Below are 17,359 nucleotides of genomic sequence, written 5' to 3' on the forward strand. Positions count from 1 at the left end.
TTTTAAGGTGTAGTTTCTTTTTTAGCAGGGGAAGATATTGGAGGAAGCAATATATCATATCTTGCATGTTTATAAGAATTAAATGAGGTAAAATTAGCAAAAACCCAGCCATTTGCCACACCCCTGCCCCCTTCTAAAAGCTCCACAAGCACAGCAGGATTCATAGGCTCATTTGATTGGGAGCTTATATAAGTATCGTACATTGTGTAATGCGGCAAAAACACAAGAATCTTTATAGCAAATTTAGTACCCTTTATAGGTGTCTCCTTGCCTACATTTACACTAATTAATTCCTCTGTCTTTTTCTCCTTATCAACCCATTTCAAATTAATGGCCTTCCACTTTGCCTTGACATCATCAGGCACCCTAACCTCTCTTTTTACCCCACCGGATGATAGATGACCAACCGCAGATTCATCTATATCGCCACTCCCTTTCTGCCCTATGTCGCCTGCAATATCCTTACCGCTAACTATCGATTGCCCCTGCCCGCCGCCTGTGGGTGGATGCCCTTCAGGAAGCTTTGCCTCTCCAATTTCCGTCTTAACCTCTTTCTTTTCCTCAACATTACCTGTTTCTTTTTTTCCCTCTTGCTTGCCGCAGGAAAAAATAAGTCCAGCCAGCAAAAACAACATTACCACCATGCCAACATATCGTCTCATCTTAAAATAGCCTCCACATTTATGCAAAACCAACCTGCCATGCAAATTATACCATATTTTAAAAATATTTTAACAATAATTCAGCAACTCTTATTTTATTCCGAAAGTCTTCTTTGGGGAGCGATGGCACCTTTGGCAATTTTCAAAACCCTTCATCTGAAATGATACCTTGCCATGACATCTGCCGCAGAATTTCCCACTCCAGTTATCATACATGCTAAACTGGTTTGCGCCTTTTTTGGCTATAAATATGCCTGGGTGGCAAATCTTGCAGGAAAGCCAGAAATTATGCGCCTTATGCGGAAATATCACATTTGCCATAAGCCTGTCATTTATCTCAAAGAGGATATCCTCATCAAAGACTTCTGAGGCGGGTTCCTCTCCATTTATAGATATAGACCCTCTGTTCTTTATTATCCCTTGTTTTGCAGCAGCAACCCAGTCAGGATAGCCAAATTTATCCTTCGGGAAACCCCTTAATGCGAGCGGAAGGTCTGAAGGCGGGCGGATAGCTGGAGATATCCACGGGTCCCAGGTTATGGTAGGAGCTGGCCGTCCTTCTAACCTCTTTTTTATTTCCTCAGCAAATCCCGCCTTCCCCTGTTCTTCTGCCTGTTCTTCTGCCTTTTTTTTCTCCTCTATCGCCTTAAGGGCTGCCTTTGTATCAAAGGCAGAGGATCCCTTTGGATAAACTGGTATTGTGTCTAAACCAGGGGTCTCACCCACCTCCTTGATATCCTTTGTGCAACCGCAGATAAAAATTATTCCTAGTAAAACAGAGAGATATATACAAAAAATAGACTTCATCCCTTTTCCTCTTGAAATACCTGTATCCTGTTGCCATCTATGGTATATATTCTTCCTTCCTTATCTATGAATATATATGAAGGATATGAAAGTTCCCCTTCTTTTACGCCCGGCCGTGATACAGCATACTGAAAAACCCCTTTCTTATCAAAAACCAATATTCTGCCGGCATGCTGGTCCATTATGTATATAAGGCCGTTTTTATCCACTGCAAGGCTTGTAGGGAAGCGGAAGTTATCTTTCTTATTTTCTCTGCTGCCAAATCTGGAAACAATACCTCCTTTATCGTCAAATATATAAACAACACCGGCAATTGCATCTATTGCATATATCTCACCCTTATCATCCACCCTGACATCGGTAAATCCAAAAAACCCATTATCTTTCACAGTAACTTCCCTTACAAATGCGCCTGTTTGTTCAACAATAATAAGCCTTCTGTTTAACTTGTCAATAATATACAGCCTGTTGTCCGCATCTATCGCCATTCTGCCTGGCACAAACTGCTCCTTAGCTGAAGGCACACCTGACAGGGGAAATAATTTAACCACCTTTTTTTCAAGGTCAATAAATACTATTTCCCCTTTCCCCCTGTCCAGTATAAAAAAATGACCTTCCTTGTTTCTTACAAGGCTTGAGGGAAGCGTCATGGCCTCATTGGTTAATTCTGCCATGTATTTAAATTCCGAATCAAAAGAAACAAGCCTGCCATTCCCGCTGTCTGCTATATAGAGCCTTTTCTTTATCTCGTCAAAAAACAAACCGGATGGCTGTTTGAGCCTGCCCATAATCTCATCTCCGGTTATAACCGCAACAGTCCGTACCCCGCCTTTGTCCCCGGGAAATGCCGTGGTTGCGAAAGGCAAAATACAGAAAACAGAATAAAAACTCATTAGACACCAAGTCACCAGTCTTCTGCTGGTGACTGGTGCCTTGCAACACTTCTGACTTCTGACTTCTGACTTATATCTCATAATCTTATTCTCCCTAATTCTACATCTGATGACATTGTACGCATAATTCCCTGTCCTTCTCAAATCTCAGTATGGCCTTTTCAGGGGAGCCCATAGGATTATGGCAGGTGCTGCAATCCATGGGCGTCTTGGAACGCGGGTCTATTATCTTTTCTCCAACCGGGTGCGTAAATTTACCCTGTGTAGAGTGACAGTTTTCCATTGCGCAGGTGTCATTGCCCTTTGTAAGAAAAAATTGGCTGTTTGAACCATGAGATGTATGGCAATCTGTGCAAATGCCAAGCTTTGGATGTTTATGATTACTCTTTGCCACATATTCCTTTGTATCATTATGACATTCATAACAAACCCTCGCCTCTTTATCTTTCAATAGATGTTTCTCATCAGAGGCATGGGGATTATGACAATTGTTGCAAAGGTTGTCGGCTCCGCCTCCAATAAAGAAATGGCTATTTATTTTATTAAACCCGGCTAATACAGCCCCGTGGCACTCTGTGCATAAACTCATACCGCTCTTTATAACAGATGCTGAACCAACAGGATGACAGCTTGAGCATTTATTATCCTCAAACGGCTTATGCAGCGATGCCTTCATCATGCCCTTTTTGTCGGAGGAATGCGGACTGTGGCAGCCAAGACAGTCGGTACCGCTGACTTTATAACCCAGATGTGCCCTTGCAAATACCTCGCCGGTCCCAGGATGACAGCCTGCACAAAGGCTCTTTTTGTCCTTGATCAGCAAACCTTCCCTGTCCGATGAGTGCGGATTATGACAGACTATGCACCTCCCATTTTTAACTTCAGGATGGACATTCTTCTTATTAACTATACTTTCCTTTGGATGACATGAAAAACACCCTTCCCCCCCTGCTTTCTTCAATAACCCCTTTATATCTGATGAATGCGCATCATGGCAGGAAAGACAATTCCCCTCTTCAACTGGCTTATGCACAACCTTACCCATGAAACCCTTTTTCTGGTCATGACAATTGTAGCAAAGGTCGCTGCCTGTGTATGATAAAAGACCCGCATGCTTTGATGCATGAGGATTGTGGCACCATGTGCATTTACCATCTTTAACAGGTTGATGGACAGTTGCCTTCTTAGTCAATTCCTCCGCTTTTTTTGAATGGCATTCAAGGCAAATGCCCATGGTGTCTTTTACAGCCTTCGCATAAACTATCCCTGGCTGAAGGCCGAGAAAAATAACCAGACCAATTGTTAGCCATATTATATGTCCAGAGGACTTCATTTCTTACATCGCTCCTTATTTAAGAGTTGCGTGGTTGAAGAGTTAAGGAGTTGAGTGGTTCTATAACTTTTTATAACTTTTGATGGCACCTGTCGCATTCTCCTTTTTCAAAAGGGGTATGCATTATCTTATGTATAAGCCTCTTATCCTTTCCTGCATGAGGCTCATGACAGCCAAGACAGTCAGCGCCCTTTGTAGAGACATTCCCATGCGCCTTTACGAATTTTGCATCTCCCTGGTTTGCATGGCAATTATTGCACAATGTGTCACCCCTCGCTGTCAACAGCCCTCTCTCATTTGCATAATGCGCAGAATGACATTTTTGGCAATCACCGTTTGCAACAGGCCTATGGGTAACAATATCCTTTTCCTTTAAACTCTTATCAAATTCTGCATGACAGGAAAGGCACAAACTTTTGAGAGGCCGCGGTAAAAGGCCCTTTATTTTACTGCCGTGCGGCCTGTGACAGTCAATACATTTTTCTTCAAATACCGGCTTATGAGGATATTTTGCAATCTGAAGGCCAATTTTAGTGTCTTTATGGCAATTATAACAAAGAGCGCCTTTCTCTTCTATCAACTGTTTTGTATTGTTGCTGGCATGCGCATCATGGCAGCTAAGACATTTACCTTCCTTGAAAACAGGGTGTGTCCCTTGTTCCCCTATCTCTCTTAGCATACCGGAATGGCATTTAAAACACAATTCCTCTTCCTTTAACAGAGCAAGTTTCTTTACCTCGCTTGCATGGGGGTTATGGCAGACAGTACATGCCCCATCCCTTACCTTGGGATGCCTTGTCACTTTATTAAATTTCTTTTTTTCCTGGCTGTGGCAGCTATAACACAGGTCCTCAACTGGTGAAACCAGTTCAAAATTGTAATCTGACGCATGGGCATCATGACACGGCAGGCAATTATCCTGAGCAATAGGGGCATGCGTTACCGTCTTAACAAAACCGTCCTTATTGTGACATTTATAGCAAAGTTGGGCGCCAACTACACGAAGCGCATCCTTATTGTCAGAGGCATGTGGGTCATGGCAGCCGGAGCAGTCCCCCTTGGCTATCGGAGTATGGGTAAACTTCTTTGCATGCCTCTTTTCTGTAGCTTTGTGGCAGCTATAGCAAAGCGGCTTTTCCGGTATCAAAAGCTCATTCTTCTGATCAGTTGCGTGGGGACTATGACATGCTGAACAGTCCCCTTTAAGAACAGGCGAATGAACAAGCGCCTTTTTAAACCCATTTTCCTGGGCCGTATGGCAACTATAGCAAAGTTTATCAGCTTGAAGTTTTGTTTTTAACGGTTCTTTTGAATCAGGAGAATTATGGCAGTCACTGCATTTTCTCTGGCCAAATGGCCCGTGATTGTATTCCCTTACAAGCTTATCGCTTGACGAAGAGTGCGGAGTATGGCATGAAAGACAGTTGGTTCCTGCAACCTTATAATTAAAGTGTCCATCTATAAATTTTACAGCATTTACATCATGGCACTTTTCACACAACTTATTGCCTTTTTCAAGCAGGTTATAGCCATGCTCTGAGGAATGCGGATTATGGCAGTTGTCGCAGCCGTCCGCAACTGCCTTGTGGATTGTCTTTTTTGTAAAAGGCCCCTTTGCATGGCAAAGATAGCACAGGTCATTTCCTGAAACCCTTGTAAGCCCTTTTAATTTTGAAGAATGTGGATTATGACATTTAAGACATATACCTTGTGTTAACGGCGTATGCAGCGGCGCTTTTTCCAGTATTGGCCTGTCTTTTTCATGACACTGATAGCAGAGTTTTGCGTCTTTTTCCTTTAGTCTTAACGCCCCGATAAGGCCGTGCGGTATATGACAAGCTTCGCAGTTGTTGTCAACAAGGGGCTTGTGCAGATTCCCATCCTTGTATTTCAACATCTCTTTCTGGTGGCAATCCGAACAGGACTTTCTTACTATTCTTGTGCCCATACAACCTGACAGCATCAAGGTTGCAGCAAGGATTATCAACGAAAAACGAATAGGCTTCAAACTTCTTTCCTCCCGATAAAGCTACTTGCCTTGCAGTTTATCAAGTTCTTTCTGGTTTATCTCTATTGCCACCGTTTCTCTTAGCTGTTTGATATATCCATTTAACGCACCATTAAACCTCTCCCTTCCAACTATCGTATCTATTTCGCTTCTCACCATGCCAAACGGTATATATGCGCCCTTTTCAAGGCCGCGAAATTCCATAATAGCATAACCCGCCTCTGAAGAAAACGGCCCTAATATATCTCCTTCTTTTGCCCCCTGAATAGCCTTGTTAATATCACCAGAGAGTTGATTTGTCTCCACCCAACCGATATCCCCTCCTTTTTCCCTGGAAGGGTCTAATGATTTTTCTCTTGCAAGATATGAAAAGTCGCCGCCTTTTTTAAGGTCATCAAGTATGGTCTTCGCCTCATCCTCATCCGTTAAATGCATAATCCTTAAGTTTACCCTGTCAGACGCCCTGTACTTTTCCTGATTTGCCTTATAATAGTTCAAAATATCGTTCTCGTCAACTCTTACTGCAGGAAGAATGGCCTTTTTCTTAAACTGCTCTATAAGCTGCGGATCCTTGTATTTCTTTATATCTGCCTTAGTCTGTTCATCATTCTCATAACCCCTGTTCATCGCCTCTTGGTCAAGAAGCTTGTACAGGACAAGCTTATCTAAAATCTCCTTTTTTGCATCCTCATCCTGTGTCTTAGAAGAGCTCAGTTCTCTTAATACATCTATGCCTAATATGGATTCACCATTCACATTTGCAACATCTTTGCCAAAAAGTTCGGTTTTATCACGGGAGAGTGCGCCTAAAACCTCATTATCTATCTTCACCTTTGCCTTTTTTCTGAGTTTATCAAAATATTCCTTTTCCCTTTCCTTTGTCTTTATATTAAAAAAACCTCTTCTGATTGCCTCCCTGTCATCGGCCGACATCTTCGGCGGATCTTCTTTTTTATCCGAATCTTTTTTAGCATCTTCTTTTACAGAATCTGTCTTTTCTTTTTCAGCCCTTTCTTTATCGGCTTTTTCCTGAGCTTTTTTCTTTTCCTCTTCTTTCTTCTTTAATTGTTCATGGTAATAGTCTTCTATCTCTTTATCTTCCACTTTAATCTTATTTAATATCTCCTCCTGACGGAGCTTGTCCAAAAACAGATTAAGGGCAAAGTTATCCATGAGCATTATAAAATCTGCCTCTTTATCCAGCCCCAGATTTCTGGCCTCTATTATCATAAGCTTATTATCTATAAGCTCATTTAAAAACTTGCCAAAATCCTGCATTGCAAAAGAGGTTTGCTCAGAAAGGTTCCTGCCCACCCGGCTGCTTTTGTGCAGTTTATCTATCTTGTTTAAAAACTCATCTTTTGTAATAATCTCATCCCCTACCCTGGCAATATACACCTCTTTTTTGGGGGAGGTAAAAGGCCAGAAACCGAAAGAATCTCCAGTCCCCCCTATAAAAACGAAAAGGATAAAAACCGTGGCGAGGAAAACAATATCCCTTAACCTTCTAACCTCTGACTTATGACCTCTGACTCCTGACTTCTTTATCATCATCTTATTTTATTGTGTCTATCATCTCCCTGACAACTTTCTGCGTAAGCGCGGTTAGAGACTTCACCTCGCCGAGGTCAAGGACAATAATATAATCATCCCCTTTTCTCTTATTTTGGCCTGACCATATGAGCTTGCCGGTATTAGAGTCAATCATCCTTGCGGTGATTGCAACCGTTGGCACAGAATACGCGCCGCCGGCCTCGGCAAATTCTTCTACTGTGCCAGTCATAACAGCATCTACGCCAAGACGTTTGCCAAGGATCTTCAACCTTTCTATTTCAATCTCACCTATGGTGTCCATCCTTTCCTGTATCATAAACTGAACTATGTTGCCGGTCTCTTCTACATTAAACCTATCGGTTTTAAACATCTCAGTAACAAATATATTGGCAACCACCTTACCTGCATCCCGATACCCGCTTATATTGTAAAATGGAAGTATAGCCACCTTTTTTGAGGCATGGGGTGAAAGAGCCTCCTGTGAGAAAACTGCGCAGCCTGCTATAAGCAACGGAGTTAAAAACAAGGTTAAGCCCAAATTAAAAATCTTTAACCAGTATTCGTGATTCAACCTTGACAATGGCTCTTTATTCATAACCGAAATTCTTTAACAGCCTCTTCTAATCTTTTCTGCACATCTAAAATCTTTTTTAGATGCTCATCCCCTTTATTTACATTGTTAGAGCAAACTGCAAGTTCATCTGACGCTGTCTTAATCCTCCCTAACCTTAACTTAAGCTTTTCAATCATAATATTAAGGGCTTCAGCAAGTTCTCCGACCTCATCACCCTTACGAGTTGAAAACCTTACAGTGAGATCACCCTCTGCAACCTTTTCCTTAATTTCCCTCTCCATCCTGTATAGAGGACCGGCTATCTTATGGGGGAAAAAGATAGCTATGCTAAAGGCTATAACAATGCCGATGATAAAAGCAATTACAATAGCCGGCAGGAGAAAATCCAGAAAATTTCTCGCCTGGATATGGAAGTGTCTAAATGACTGACCAATCTCCTGATTGCTATAAAAGTAGAAGAAGGCAGCGATTATCCCTGTGCTTACCAAGACAATCAGCATTACCCTTACGAGCAACCTGAATTGCATCTGCTTTTTTATAGAGAAATTTATAACGCTTCTTCTATTATTCTTCATTATGGCCTCCCTTTACTCGCTCCGCGAGAATTGCAAATCGCGAATTGTAAATTTTAAATTTTCAATTTTTATCTTACAATTTCAGATATATGGTTCGCCTGTATGGCATAAAATGCACAGGTCTCTTCCAGAATCCATCCTTATAAAATATCTTTTATTGCCGCCGTGAGGGTCGTGGCATGTAACGCAGGTTATAATACCGCCTTCTATGGTTGGGAGGACATGCGAAATTTTTGTTTTTAAGCCCTTGCTCCTTATCCCCACTGGGTGCGATGCGCCTTGCGGGTGACACTTAACACACGCATCTATCATGGAAACCCTTTCAGGAACCAAACCAAAACCATGCTTATCAATCTCAGCAGGCTCAGTGACTATTAAATATGCCTTCACAGGCTTATCGCTTAGAAGTTTAAGAAAAATATCTTTTGTACCTTTTATTTTAAAGACATTGGCCTCTTTTATTTCAGGTAGTGTCTTATCTATAATCTTTGCGCCTTCCCCCTTATCACTAATCTTCATGGATGTATCAAGCACAAAATTATTTGACACGGTTTCATTGCCGAATATATCTCTGGATATTACGCGATAATGGTATTGCTTACCTGGCCTCAGCCCCGCTATTGTTATTTTGTGCCCTTTTGCAAATATCTTCTCATATACTGCTGTTTCCCCATACCGGGGAGTTAATCCGTACTCCACAATTGAGTTGGACGACTTATCTGTATCCCATGCAATTACTGCCTCAAGAAATACAGCCTGCCTTATTTCTACTACTGCCACATTACTGATGAGAGGCGGATTCCGGTCATTATCCATAGAGGCATTCACCTGTGATGGTATAAGTTGCAAAGAATTAACTTTTACCTCATTCCCTGCGCTATCCTTTACTTTCAAATCCAACCGATATTTTCTGTCCCAGTACATGTCCTTCAAAAAAAATATCTGTTCTCTCTGACCAGCCAAGGAAGCAACCTCCCATACCCTGCCTGTCTTAGTAAACCCCTTTAAGATATGACACTGTTCACATTTATCCTCTTCTACAACGGCATGCCGGTATTGTAATGCCGCTATCCGCGCATATACATCATCTATCTTAAGCTCTAAGGCCTTTGACCCGGAATGGCAATCCCTGCAGCCGCCTGAGCCTCCATTTCTGCTCCAAGACAAGTCGCCTGGCGCCGCCGGTAGTAAAAACCATATAAAAACAACTACCGCAAGGACCAAAAGGGCTGATGAAAGGATGTGCTTACCCATGACTAAAAGTCCTCAGCCAACTGACCCTTTTGATCCGCCTTTGCAAACGGGTTTTTTTTGGAAAGGATGGATGGTATTGATTTGGTTAAGTTGAATGTATTGTCCGCATTATCTACAGCAGTAAGTGAAAATGCCATTGAATTTATATCAAATTCTGCTTCCACGGAGTATTCCACTTTTGGCGGAAACTCACCTGCCCCTTCAATTGTCTTTACAGACTTGCCTTCTCTATCAAGTATGGATAATTTCCATGATTTTATATCATCATCAGGGCTATGCTCAAAAGTAAACAACACCTTATCTTCTATCTTATCCATATCAACTTTTATAACAGGCGGGCTGTTCTTTACCTTTAGACTGTCGGTCACAACAGTTTCATTCCCTGCCATATCTTTTACTGTAAACCTGTATGTATATTTTCCATCTGATACCTGAACGAGTTTATCTGTTTCACCCCTCCAGATGAGTCCTTTGGGCAGTTTGCCGTATCCCTTATCACCCCTCAGCCTCTTCCCTTCTTTATCAAGTATTTCTATTTCCCATTCATCAACCTCATCAAAACTCAAAAGCCTGGGGGTGAATATTATATAACCCCTTCTCTGGGAGGCAAAAATTTTACTACTAACCGTCAAGCTAACCTTTGGCGGCGTGCTGTCAACAATTACTTTCCCTACGGCGCCAAATGGAAATAACGACATCGCCTCATCTCTTGCAACCACATCTACAGGATATACCCCTTCCTGAAGGGGTGCAGTCACAACCCCTTCATATTCCCCATCCTCTCCTTTGACAAGGCTTATTTCTGCGCCATCAACTACAGCCTTTACCTCTTTTGGCTCCTCTTTGATAGACACTACCTTTACTCTTAACCCAACCCTTGCCCCACCCTTTGCTACAGTAGGGAATGTATCCGCCTTTTCTATCTCAAACGGACTTAGCCCCGTCTCTTTTATAAAAAACTGGGCTGCTATACCCTTTACAAGATCCTTTGCAACCCTTGAGCTTAAGACATCAACCGATGTTATAAGACCCAATCCAAGAATACCAACAAAATCCCGTTCTGTGTAAGAAATGGTGTCTGCCCATATTACGTTGCCGTCAATGGTATTAACCAAACGGGCTGTCACCGCCACAGTCATCCTGCCATTTGCGTCAGAGAACTGGTTTATCGAACCAACCAGCACAGCATCAACCCCAAGAACTTTTCCCATTTCTCTTACAGCCAGCCTTGTTACGCCGCCGGTATAACGGATCCTCCTCTTTGCAAGAAATTCCTCAACAGCGCCGTCCATGGTTATAAACACCAATCCTTTGCCTCTCAATTCCTTTTTTATAAGCTCGGTAATAGTCTTTGTGGCAACAGGGTTATCGCTAAGATTTTCAAACGGCAGGATAGAGACATCCTTTAAAATAATAGGCTGGCTTGAGTTATTATTAAGCCCATTACCTATTGCCGCAATTGGAGGAATGGCAAAAACAAAAAGACAGGAGATGGAAGACAGAAGACAGTATAAGAAGATTCTTATTCTTGATTTTTGCCCCGCATGGAATACTGGGGTTATTTTTAACTTTCTTTGTCTGTTCATAACTCCATCCTCCTGATTTTCAAAGCTAAGGCGCATTAAGACACAGCAACAAATCGCTACAATAGGGTATCCAGCGCGCTCTTCACTGCCTTCCTTGTCAACTCGCTTCTGTCTACTTCCTCAATACCTATCAACTTTCTCAAAACACTCCTGCCTGTCTCGGTGGTCTTTGCCTGCCATAGGATTATACTTGAACCTGTATCAATCATCCTGACGCCAATTGACACAACACCCCCACCACCGCCACCAGCGCCTGAATACTCATCTACACTCCCAAGTATTACAGCCTGCACACTCAATTTTTCTCCAATCAGTTTTAACGTCTCCTTATCTACCGGCACAGCCCTGCCTTCTTCAACGCCAGCCTCTCTGAATATTACACTAAGAGCCTTTGTAACCTCGCCCTGCTCTACTACCTCAAAGACCCCCCTGGACATAAGGTCTACAATCAAAGTGTTTCTTATCTTTTCACCAGCATACCTGTCATCACTAAGATTATTGAACGGCAGCACCGCTATTTTCTTTATGTATGAAAAGTTGGCTGTCGGATTAATATATCTTATCGTAGACCCGCAGCCTCCAATAAAGATAAGAAAAAATAAAACCACACCCCCCGTTTTCACACAACTATTATACATTATTCCTCCTTTTATGCAAGGTTTTTTTATACTGTTATTAATATCCCGCCCTCTCGCCTATAGCCTCAATGATGCACTCGCAAAAACAGAGTCAGTATGGTCATTCGTTACATTATCTGTTTTTGTGCCGCTATAGCCAACACGTAGGCTAAGCCTTGAAACCGGCGTCCAACTAATATCAGCCCCCCTGTTTATAACATCCCCTGAAATACCATATCTTGCGCTGGTCTGTATATTCCTGGACGGAAGCCATGTAATGTTATAGGTTTGCGAACTGGTTGGTTCTATGCCTATTGAAGCTGAAAGATATATATTCCTTGTTGGTGTATATGAAATGACCGTATTGAGCGACTGGCTGCTGGAATCTGTCTCTTTCCCCGCGGTTTCAGTAGTGCTGCCTGAGGTTCCACCATTTACAATTATAGTCATGGACCTCCATGGAATAAGATTCAGATTTCCGTAAGAATTTATAGAGTTTGTCTTAGAGTTTGCCTTAATGTCCTTTGTTTCGCCCACACTGCTTCCAAAACCAAGGTCAACACCTTTATAAAGATTCATAAATACATTGCCGCTTATTGAATTGGTCTTTGAATATGTTTCTCCGCCTGTTAATGCCTCACTGTAACCATAATTCAGGCTTGCATTTAATGCCGGAAGCGGACTTGACGAGAAGGACAGGGAATAACTGTCTTCGCCGGTTTCTGTTGAACCGGTCGTTGAATTTGAACTCACCTTTGATGTGCTGTAACTTGTAGAAAGATTAAGATACTGAGGCACAACAACAGAATTCAGCCCTACCCCTTGGCCTATACTAGTTGTATCAGTGTCATTGAAGCTCTGGGTAGAGTGGTCATAGCTAAGATTATAACTCATGTTCAGCCGTGTAAGCGGCGAAAATGAAAGACCAAAACCGCCAAAATCTCTGATTGTAGTAAAGCTAACTATCTCTGTCGGCGTTGAAGTAAGATGCCCTATGGCCTCAATCTCGGTCACATTTATTGCCCCCGCTCCGGCAGGGAATTTGGTGTTTACAACCTTAAAAAATAGGGCGCTGGTCTCTGAAAAGTTAAAGACAATTCCCGTTCCTGCCAACCCCCCCGGGCTGCTGATTGCTGGCTCATAAGATACTGTTGGAACCGTTGATGTCCAGTTTGTCCCGTCGCTGCTTGTATATAATTGCAAGCCAAATTGATCATTATCAACATAGGTTTTAATATTTGGATCTGCTGTGTTTATGTAAAGATGTATCTTAAACACAGATTGAGATGTTGTAAATCTGATGCCTATGTTTCTATCTAAACCATTCAGGTCTATCCCTGCGGATGAGGTCGTACTATTGTCTATCAATGCAGGCGTACTGACAAGGGGGTCAACAGTAGGTGTAATATCTAAAGCAAACAGGCCCTCAGATGCCGTACGCTCTTTGTCTAATCTTTGAGGCCCGCCCAGACTTTTAGTTGTTGTTTCCGACTGACTATGGCCCATATTTGCATTTGTATTTATCTTCTTATCCCAAAATGACCTGACAAGACCTGCTGACACAAGGTGTGATTGAGTCTCGTTTTTGGTTTTGCCGACTCTATCTATTATAATAGGGTCTGAAAATGAATAATTCAGGTTAGTTGCTGTTTCAAGAAAACTAAAACCATAAGTTGTATTAAAACCCTGATTGATGGACACAGTATCTAATTTATGAGGGTCGAGGTAATCGTTATTTTTTGCCTGATTATAAAAAAGCGAGACAGAAGGCCATCTGTCGCCAGGGAGGGTAAAAGAGGCATTCATATTGGAGATTGAAATAGGGTCCCCGCCAGGAGGCACAGTCTCATTTCTCGTATAACCGAGGGATAGATAATATAATTCAACGGCAGGCGGTGTATAGTTTAGAAAAAACATCGGAAATGTGTCCGATGTCTCTTTTCCATTTACAATAAATTTCGACAACCGCACATCGGCCAAAATCATTATTGTGGAGGTCGGGGCATGGCTCAGGCCAAATGTATAACTTTCATTATAGCTGGAACTTTCAGTAGTCTTACCGCCGCTGGATGTAGTAGTCTTTTGATAACTCATATCTGCTCTGGCATCTATAGCAAATACAGCATTTGGTCTCACAAGGCTTATAAGCGCTATTACAAAGAAAAGTAAGGCAGTTAGACCTGCTCCGCAAGACCCTTTTCCTATATTATAAGTAGAGACGCCCCGCCGGGGCGTCTCTACGGAGTTCATGTCATTTTTCAAGCAATAGCGCCCCATATGGACTCTTTCCAACAAAGAGTTTTTTTAACACCCTTTCCCCTATCGGGTCAAGAAGAGAGACTGTATTATCTCCATAATTTGTTACATAAAGGCGGTTTCTTTTTTCATCGCCCGCAAGCCCTGTCGGCATTATTCCAACCGGTATAGTCCTTGTAACAACATCCTGAGAGTTAAAAAATGTAAGTGTATTTGCAGCGGTATTTGCAACAAAAAGTCTCTTGCTGAATCCCTGCATACCCCTTTTAGGAGGGCCTTCAACAGACATGGTTGCAACCACTTTTCTTAAAGAAGGGGAGATAATGCTTATCCTGTTAGATCCCTCGTTAAAGACATATATCTTATCTTTGCCGACATTATCTTTGCCGACAAAAACACCTGTCGGCCTGTTATCCACTGTAATATTGGCAACCAGTGTGTCATCAATAGCGTTTATGATGCTTAGATTGTTTGACCTCTCGTTTGTCACATAAACTTCCTTCCTGACAGCGTCCGCAGCAATGGCTGAAGGGCCTATCCCAACAGCAACGCTCTTTAATGTGCGCTTTGCTACAGTACTCACCACTGTAACATCATTGGATATCCGGTTTGCAATATAAAGTTTGCCTTCAATTAAATTGTTATCATCAGGTATAATTACTATATCTACCGGTAATATTCCTGCTGTCAGATAGATTGTATCCAGCACAGAAAACCGGGTTACATCCACTACAGATATATTCCTTGAAGCGGAATTTACAACATAAAGCCTGTCCTGTGTGGCATTTAATGCCATACCCATTGGTCTGTCGCCAACTGTTACCGCGCCTATAACCCTTTCAAGGCTTCTGTCTATTATGGATATATAGTTTGATGCGCTATTTGATATAAACAAGAGCAGATCTCTTGCCGAAGGTATCTGTGTTTCTATTTCTATAGATGGCTGAAAAATATGCCCTTTTTCAATAGATTTCTCGATGTCCCATACAAGAGAAACTGCTGAGATCTCCTTTCTTTGCAACCTGATATTCGATTTTATCACAACCTCTCCATCAGGCTGAGAAAGGGCAAGGCTTACATGACCATCTCTCCCCATAACAGATGCCCTTGAAATGATTAGTTTCAGACCTTTATACTGACCAGGCTCTACGGCCGCTTCTTTTAGGAGTATCTGCCTGTCAATCAAACCAGTGGACATTATGTCAATCGGACCATCTATCAGATTTATCCATCTGTTGTCTTCTGTCTGAAGTTTAATTTCAGATATTGTGAAGGCTATATTCGGAGGGGCAAGCGATGTTGAGTGCATATAAAGAAGAAGCCTTGCAGCGGAAGACGATGATGATAGTGGTGTTGAGGTATCTATCAGCCATTTCTCGCAAGAGATAAATAGCAAAGAAGACAGAAACAGAAGAAGAAAAAGATATATCCTTTTGAAGGTCACACAAACCTCGCTTAAAAGATTAGGTTGGCTGCCTCAACTGAATTAAGAGTTGTTATATTAGTTCTAAACCTGATATTAACAAGCTGATTTTGTAGGCTCAGATTTTATTCTTTTATCATATCTAAAAAATACATTGCAAGAAAAATATTGAGGAAGGTTGTTGACTATTGACAAGGCCGGTTAGTTATTGTAGATTTTTTACCGGGAGATTTCTGAGGACATGGCAGGCAGGCTATGTATCAAAAGAGTCTGCGCCTGCTTGCGCAAGCAGGCGCAGACTTAATCTTAATGCGCAAGAAGAAAGAGGCTTCCGATTAGGAAGGCCCCTTACAGTTGCAAAGCTTACGCAAATGGCCAAGCATTTCCTTTATCTCTTGCTCGCTAAGCGTCTTGCCCCAGGGCGGCATGAGGGCCGCCTTGTTCACTGATATGCCGCCGCCTGTTATGGCATTAATAATATCTGTATCGCTCAGCTTACCCATATCCTCAGGGCTTGCATGGTTTCTGGGCGTAACCGACATCTCAGGCAGGTCTAAGCCAAATGGCTTTGGATTTGCGTTTGGACCTGTGCCTTTGCCGTCCTTGCCATGACATTGCACACAGTAGAATTGGTAATTTTCCTCAGTGCTTGCGGCAAATACTGTGCCTTTTGCTATAAACGCCGTTGCGCATATTAAAAATAGCCCTATAAAAACTGACTTCTTCATTATTTTTATTCCTCCCTTCTAAATTTGTAGTCAAGGCCTCTTTCTGCATATCACGAATAGGCAGGGCAAGCAACCTGTCATTACCGCTACCTACTACCTCGGGCCGGTTACAAACCCGGCTAACGCCTTCATTTCCTCGTCAGGTATAATGCCCGCAAAATTAGGCATCCTCCTTACAGGCTTGAAGAGCTTGATATCTTTAAGATAGGCATATACCCAGGCTCCATTAAGTCTTTTGTCGGCCTCAGAAAGATCAGGCCCGGTTACGCCGCCTTGCTTCTTTCCCCCTGCCTTAACAGGAAGAATATGGCAGGCTATGCAGCCGTATTGCTTGATAAATAGGTTCTTAGCCTTCGCTCCCCCTTTTTCTTCCACTGACCCTGGTACCACCTCTTTGGCTGTCAGTGTCATAAGATAATCTCCCACCTCTTGAGCCTCAGCCTTTGAAAGGGCAGGATGTTGAATGGTATTTTTCTCTGATACAGAGTTATACGCCATAAGGCGGATAATAACCGGTTTTTCCAGCCATTCCACAAGCCATGCCTTTTTGAACTTACTTCCTGCGTACCATAATTCAACCCCTTTTTGCTTAAGCTTGTCTTCAAAGGTCTTTTCCGTTGCAGGGCCTTCTGTCTGATGGCAGCCGCCGCAACCTTTGGAGGCAAATGTGCCTTTGCCATCGGCCAAACTAATACCCTTTGAGAGGGTAATTAAAAAAACAGCTAAAACCACTGCTGCTGCCAAACTACCAATCCTTGATACACTCATTTCTGAAACCTCCTTTTCTTTTTTTATCTCACTGTTGCTACCAAGCTACCAATCCTTCTATATATCTCCATCCATGGAACCTCCTTTTCTTTTTTTAGCTATATATCCCAACTGCAAAAGTTTGTCAAGGATTTTTTTTGGCAATTTTTTTGGCAATTTTTTGGCAATAAATAAAAGAAACCTGTTAGCTAAAATTTAAAAGTGCACTGCCTTAAGTTTTAAAAGTGCACTTTCTTTATATCTTCGGCCCTGACCTGTTGTTCCCCCACAAGTTTGTTTCGACACCAGAACCGGATTTTGGCCATATGATGTTTGAGGTCA

At 42.3% G+C, this 17,359-nt stretch carries 15 protein-coding genes; all 15 read right to left on the reverse strand.

Annotated features, from left to right (window positions below; all coding sequences use genetic code 11):
• Nucleotides 1-2: 2 nt before the first annotated feature.
• The 15 genes from Q8P28_08775 to Q8P28_08845 all read right to left on the reverse strand — a co-directional run bounded on the left by Q8P28_08775 (nucleotide 3) and on the right by Q8P28_08845 (nucleotide 17,038).
• A complete protein-coding gene (locus Q8P28_08775) occupies nucleotides 3-662 on the reverse strand; it encodes a hypothetical protein (GenBank protein MDP2682878.1) in 660 nt (219 codons plus the stop codon).
• Between the two features lie 90 nt (nucleotides 663-752).
• Nucleotides 753-1,469, reverse strand: a complete 717-nt coding sequence (locus tag Q8P28_08780; protein MDP2682879.1) for a cytochrome c3 family protein — start codon at nucleotides 1,467-1,469, stop codon at nucleotides 753-755.
• On the reverse strand, nucleotides 1,466-2,335 hold the full coding sequence (locus Q8P28_08785; GenBank protein MDP2682880.1) for an NHL repeat-containing protein: 870 nt from the start codon (nucleotides 2,333-2,335) through the stop codon (nucleotides 1,466-1,468). The genes Q8P28_08780 and Q8P28_08785 overlap by 4 nt, the downstream gene beginning before the upstream one ends.
• A gap of 127 nt (nucleotides 2,336-2,462) precedes the next feature.
• Nucleotides 2,463-3,695 (reverse strand): cytochrome c3 family protein, encoded by a 1,233-nt coding sequence (locus Q8P28_08790; GenBank protein ID MDP2682881.1) that lies wholly within the window; start codon nucleotides 3,693-3,695, stop codon nucleotides 2,463-2,465.
• 70 nt (nucleotides 3,696-3,765) lie between these two features.
• Nucleotides 3,766-5,703, reverse strand: coding sequence for a cytochrome c3 family protein (locus tag Q8P28_08795; protein ID MDP2682882.1), 1,938 nt, complete (start codon nucleotides 5,701-5,703; stop codon nucleotides 3,766-3,768).
• Between the two features lie 21 nt (nucleotides 5,704-5,724).
• A complete protein-coding gene (locus Q8P28_08800; GenBank protein MDP2682883.1) occupies nucleotides 5,725-7,257 on the reverse strand; it encodes a peptidylprolyl isomerase in 1,533 nt (510 codons plus the stop codon).
• 1 nt (nucleotide 7,258) lies between these two features.
• On the reverse strand, nucleotides 7,259-7,852 hold the full coding sequence (locus Q8P28_08805; protein ID MDP2682884.1) for a hypothetical protein: 594 nt from the start codon (nucleotides 7,850-7,852) through the stop codon (nucleotides 7,259-7,261).
• Complete coding sequence (locus Q8P28_08810; protein ID MDP2682885.1) at nucleotides 7,849-8,406, reverse strand: methyl-accepting chemotaxis protein; 558 nt, start codon at nucleotides 8,404-8,406, stop codon at nucleotides 7,849-7,851. Before Q8P28_08810 ends, Q8P28_08805 begins: the two co-directional genes overlap by 4 nt.
• Before the next feature lie 81 nt (nucleotides 8,407-8,487).
• Nucleotides 8,488-9,660, reverse strand: coding sequence for a cytochrome c3 family protein (locus tag Q8P28_08815; protein ID MDP2682886.1), 1,173 nt, complete (start codon nucleotides 9,658-9,660; stop codon nucleotides 8,488-8,490).
• 2 nt (nucleotides 9,661-9,662) lie between these two features.
• Nucleotides 9,663-11,246 carry a hypothetical protein gene (locus Q8P28_08820; GenBank protein MDP2682887.1) on the reverse strand — a complete coding sequence of 528 codons (1,584 nt, stop codon included), beginning with the start codon at nucleotides 11,244-11,246 and terminating at the stop codon, nucleotides 9,663-9,665.
• Between the two features lie 56 nt (nucleotides 11,247-11,302).
• Nucleotides 11,303-11,884 carry a hypothetical protein gene (locus Q8P28_08825; protein ID MDP2682888.1) on the reverse strand — a complete coding sequence of 194 codons (582 nt, stop codon included), beginning with the start codon at nucleotides 11,882-11,884 and terminating at the stop codon, nucleotides 11,303-11,305.
• A gap of 57 nt (nucleotides 11,885-11,941) precedes the next feature.
• On the reverse strand, nucleotides 11,942-14,113 hold the full coding sequence (locus Q8P28_08830; GenBank protein MDP2682889.1) for a hypothetical protein: 2,172 nt from the start codon (nucleotides 14,111-14,113) through the stop codon (nucleotides 11,942-11,944).
• 1 nt (nucleotide 14,114) lies between these two features.
• Nucleotides 14,115-15,563, reverse strand: a complete 1,449-nt coding sequence (locus tag Q8P28_08835; GenBank protein ID MDP2682890.1) for a hypothetical protein — start codon at nucleotides 15,561-15,563, stop codon at nucleotides 14,115-14,117.
• A gap of 314 nt (nucleotides 15,564-15,877) precedes the next feature.
• The gene (locus tag Q8P28_08840; protein ID MDP2682891.1) at nucleotides 15,878-16,270 is read right to left on the reverse strand and encodes a cytochrome c; all 393 of its coding nucleotides are present in this window, start codon (nucleotides 16,268-16,270) and stop codon (nucleotides 15,878-15,880) included.
• Nucleotides 16,271-16,363: 93 nt separating this feature from the next.
• Nucleotides 16,364-17,038 (reverse strand): cytochrome c, encoded by a 675-nt coding sequence (locus Q8P28_08845; GenBank protein MDP2682892.1) that lies wholly within the window; start codon nucleotides 17,036-17,038, stop codon nucleotides 16,364-16,366.
• Nucleotides 17,039-17,359 lie beyond the last annotated feature (321 nt).

Source organism: Deltaproteobacteria bacterium (genome assembly GCA_030690165.1).
Lineage (GTDB): Bacteria > Desulfobacterota > GWC2-55-46 > UBA9637 > UBA9637 > JACRNJ01.